The organism is Trebonia sp. (genome assembly GCF_049794275.1).
Taxonomy (GTDB): Bacteria; Actinomycetota; Actinomycetes; order Streptosporangiales; family Streptosporangiaceae; genus Trebonia.
This window is the reverse complement of the sequence record NZ_JBARCR010000737.1, coordinates 1-3802: the sequence shown is the minus strand read 5'-3', so window position 1 is coordinate 3802 and position 3802 is coordinate 1. Positions and strand designations below refer to the sequence as shown.

Annotated in this window: 3 protein-coding genes; 1 reads left to right on the top strand and 2 read right to left on the bottom strand. The window is 69.8% G+C overall.

Going from position 1 to position 3802, the window contains the following annotated elements:
• The first annotated feature begins 108 nt into the window (after nucleotides 1-108).
• Nucleotides 109-1032 carry a LysR family transcriptional regulator gene (locus tag WA805_RS19490; protein WP_425243044.1) on the top strand — a complete coding sequence of 308 codons (924 nt, stop codon included), beginning with the start codon at nucleotides 109-111 and terminating at the stop codon, nucleotides 1030-1032.
• A 139-nt stretch (nucleotides 1033-1171) separates the two neighbouring features.
• Here WA805_RS19490 and WA805_RS19485 read toward each other — a convergent pair whose 3' ends face one another.
• Entirely contained in the window at nucleotides 1172-2530 is a 1359-nt protein-coding gene (locus tag WA805_RS19485; protein ID WP_422286726.1) for an LLM class flavin-dependent oxidoreductase, read from the bottom strand.
• Complete coding sequence (locus tag WA805_RS19480) at nucleotides 2527-3648, bottom strand: LLM class flavin-dependent oxidoreductase (RefSeq protein ID WP_422277303.1); 1122 nt, start codon at nucleotides 3646-3648, stop codon at nucleotides 2527-2529. Before WA805_RS19480 ends, WA805_RS19485 begins: the two co-directional genes overlap by 4 nt.
• Between the last annotated feature and the right edge of the window lie 154 nt (nucleotides 3649-3802).

Here is a 3802-nt window from a genome sequence, read left to right as displayed (position 1 = left end):
TCCCACGTCCAAGACCTGTTCCGAATCAAGCGATACGATTAACGCATCACCGCAGTTCACAGGCACCTTTTGTCCTGAACGATGCAATGGGCGGGTTACCATAGCGGCATGGCAGATTCACCGCCGGAGGCGGACCTTGATCTGCGGCTGGTGCGCTACTTCACGGTCGTCGCCGAGCACCGGCACTTCGGCCGCGCCGCCGCCGACCTGCGCGTCGCGCAGCCGTCGCTGAGCCGGCAGATCCGCCAGCTCGAGCAGCAGCTCGGCGCGCAGCTGCTCGACCGCACCCCGCAAGGTACCCGGCTTACCGAGGCCGGCGAGGTTTTCCTGCCTCGCGCGAAGGCACTGCTGCGCTCGGCCGCCCAGGCCGCGGCGGCCACCCGGGCGGCGGCCCAGCCGTCCAGGATCACCGTCGGGTACACCCCGGGCATCATCGTCACCCCGGCGGTCAGGAACCTGCGCCGTCAGCGCCCCGACGCCGACGTGCAGACCCTGCACCTGGACTGGAACGAGCCACGCGAGGCCCTGCTCGATCACCGGGTGGACGCGGCGGTGACCCGGCTGCCACTGCGGACCGGCGGGCTGCACGTGACGATCCTGTACGACGAGCCCCGGCTGCTGCTGGTGCCCCTCGACCACCGGCTGGCGGGCAAGGAGTCGGTCACCCTGGACGACATCGCCGACGAGCCTATCCCGCGGATGCCCGACCCGGTGTGGAACGCCTACTGGCGCATCGACCCCCGCCCCGACGGGAGCCCCGCCCCCGACGGCCCCCTCGTCGCCGCCATCGAGGACAAGAACGAGCTCATCGCCGCCGGCCAGGCCGTGGCCATCATCCCCGGCGGCATCCCGGCCAGCGCGATCCGCCCCGACCTCACGACAATCCCGCTGCACGGCGTCGAGCCAAGCCACGTCGTGCTGGCCACCAGGTCCGACGACCGCAGCCGCCTGGTCGCAGCCTTCCGCAAGTCCGCCCAGGACACCCTCACCGCCTCCGCCGACCTTGGGCGAGAAGTGACTCCTGGTACCTAAGGTCCTCGCGTGACGTGGCGCGACACGCCATCGTCCGGCCTGGATTAGCGAGTCGGCCTGAGCCGATTCGGGGAACCCGCGCTCAAAGGCGGGAGGCTCCGCGGCCTTCTGGAGAAACGGAGCCCTGAGAGTCGGGGGCTTACGTTCGGGATAGAACTGCTTTTCTTGACCTTGTGTAGCGGTTTTCCGGGGTGGGGAGGCCCAGGTTGCCGCGCAGCGTCGTCGATTCGTATTCCGTGCGGACGATGCCGCGCTCCTGGAGGATGGGGATGACCTCCTCGCGGAAGCGGCGCCACTGGCTGGGGTGGCCCACGCTGTAGTTGAGGCCGTCGAGGGCGCGGGCCTCGAACCACTCCTGGATGCGGGTGGCGACCGTGGCCGGGGAGCCGGCGAACGGGGTCTTGCGCGGCGCCGAGATGAACTCGACGGTCTGGCGGAGCGTGAAGTCGTTGTCCTTCGCCAGCCTGGCGATCTTCTCGGCGCCGGTGCGGAAGCCGCGCTCCGCGTAGACCAGGGCCTCCTGTGGGAACGGGGCGTCCAGGTCGTACTGGCGGAAGTCGTGCCAGGCGAAGGGGCGGCCGAGTTCGGCCAGGGCGCGGTCGAAGTCCTTGTCCCTTTCCTGCAGGTCGTGCTCGATCTCCCTCGCCTCGTCGTCGGTGTCGCCGACGAACACCGGCGCGCCGGGCATGATGACGATGTGGTCGGGGTCGCGGCCCTTGGCTACGGCACGGCCCTTGAGGTCGGTGTAGAACGCCTGAGCCTGCTCGATCGTCGGGGAGTGCGTGAAGATGCCCTCGCCGATCGTCGCGCCCAGGTCGCGGCCCTGGTCCGAGTCGCCGGCCTGGAAGATGACCGGCTGGCCCTGGGGGGACCTGGAGACGTTGAGCGGGCCGACGACCTGGAAGTGGTCGCCCTTGTGGCGGAGCGCGTGCTGCTTACTCGGGTCGAGGAAGGCGCGCGTCGCGCGGTCGCGCGGGAACGCGTCTTCCTCGTAGGAGTCCCACAGGCCCTGGCAGACCTGCACGAATTCCAGGCCCCTGGCGTAGCGGGTGTCGTAGTCGTAGTGCTCGTCGCGGCTGAAGTTGCTGGCCGCGCCCGCGTCGCCGCTGGTCACCACGTTCCAGCCGGATCGTCCGCCGGAGATGAGCTCCAGGGAGGCCAGGCGGCGGGCGATGTTGAACGGGTCGTTGTAGGAGGTAGTCATGGTGGCGACCAGGCCCAGGTGGGTCGTGCTGACCGCGAGCGCCGACAGCAGCGTGAGCGGCTCCAGCCGGTTCAGGTAGTGCGGCGGGGAGTCGGCGGTGATGAACTGGCTGTCGACGATGAAGATGAGGTCGAACTTGGCCGCTTCGGCCAGCCGGGCCTGCTCGATGTACCAGTTGATGTTCACGCTCGCGTCGAGCGGGATGTCCTCGTCGAGCCACAGGTACGGCGAGCCGGGGCCGCCGACGCCGTAGGTGACCGCGCCGAGCTTGAGCTGCCGCTTGGCCGCGCTCATGCGGACACCGCCTGCTTCTCCGCGTCGCGCCTGGCGACTTCCTCGCGGACCAGCGGCAGCAGGAAGCGGCCGTAGTCGATCGCGTCGTCGTACGGGTCGTAGCCGCGGATGAGGATGGTGGTGACCCCGATGTCGATGTAGTCGAGCAGCGCCTGCGCCACCGTTTCCGGGGTGCCGACCAGGGCGGTGGAGTTGCCGGCGGCGCCGGTGGCCTGGGCGAGCGGGGTCCACAGCGCGCGGTCGTGCAGCTCGCCCTTGGCGGCGGCCGCCAGCAGCCGCTGGGAGCCCCGGTTCTCCGGCTCGGTGCCGCCGATCCCCCAGCCGCCGCGGCGGCGCCTGTTCCTGAATTCGTCGATGTTCTCCCTGGTGGCCTCCAGGATGCGGTGGGCCCGTTCCCAGGCCAGTTCCTCGGTTGGGCCGAGGATCGGCCGGAAGCTCACGCTGATCCGCGGCGGGGTTTCGCGGCCGGCCTTCTTCGCGGCCTCGTTCACCGAATCGATCTGCTCTTTCGTCTCCGCCAGCGGCTCGCCCCACAGCGCGTAGACGTCGGCGTGCTTGCCGCCGACCCGGTACGCCGCCGCCGAGGAGCCGCCGAAGTAGAGGTTGATGCGGGGCTGTTGCGGCGACTTGACGGACGAGTAGAAGTCTTCGACCTGGTAGTGCCTGCCGTGGTAGCTGAACGGCTCTTCCGCGGTCCACGCCTGCTTGACGATGTCCAGGTACTCGTCCGTGCGGTCGTACCGTTCGTCCTTGGTGAGGTGGTCGCCGTCGCGGCGCTGTTCGGCGTCGCTGCCGCCGGTGATGATGTGCACGGCGATGCGGCCGCCGGTGAACTGGTCGAGGGTGGCGAAGGTACGGGCGGCCAGGGTGGGCGCTACGAAGCCCGGGCGGTGCGCGATGAGGAAGCTGAGGCGTTCGGTGTGCGCGGCCGCGTAGGCGGCGACCTGGGCGCCGTCCGGCTGGGACGACGCGTAGCCGATGAGCACCCGGTCGAACCCGGCGTCTTCGTGGGCGCGGGCGAAGCGCCGGACGTAGTCCGTGTCGATAACCGGGCCGGCTGTGAGCCTGGTTTCCGACTGGTCCTTGGTGCTGATCATGCCGATGAACTCGACGGGCATTGACCTGGTTTCCTTCCGTGCTTCGGCTTGTGTCTGGCTATGGATGCCTGGGTCGCTGGCCGGCCAGTTCACCCCACTGCTCGTGGCGGTGGCAGGCGGCCGTCCAGCGGTCCGCCACGGTCGTGAGGGGCGGCTGCGCGGCGCAGGCGCCGAT

Excerpts from the sequence above, each read along its gene's own strand:
- WA805_RS19485 (WP_422286726.1), bottom strand. The coding sequence starts at position 2,530 with ATGAGCGCGGCCAAGCGGCAGCTCAAGCTCGGCGCGGTCACCTACGGC.
- WA805_RS19490 (WP_425243044.1), top strand. The coding sequence starts at position 109 with ATGGCAGATTCACCGCCGGAGGCGGACCTTGATCTGCGGCTGGTGCGC.
- WA805_RS19480 (WP_422277303.1), bottom strand. The coding sequence starts at position 3,648 with ATGCCCGTCGAGTTCATCGGCATGATCAGCACCAAGGACCAGTCGGAA.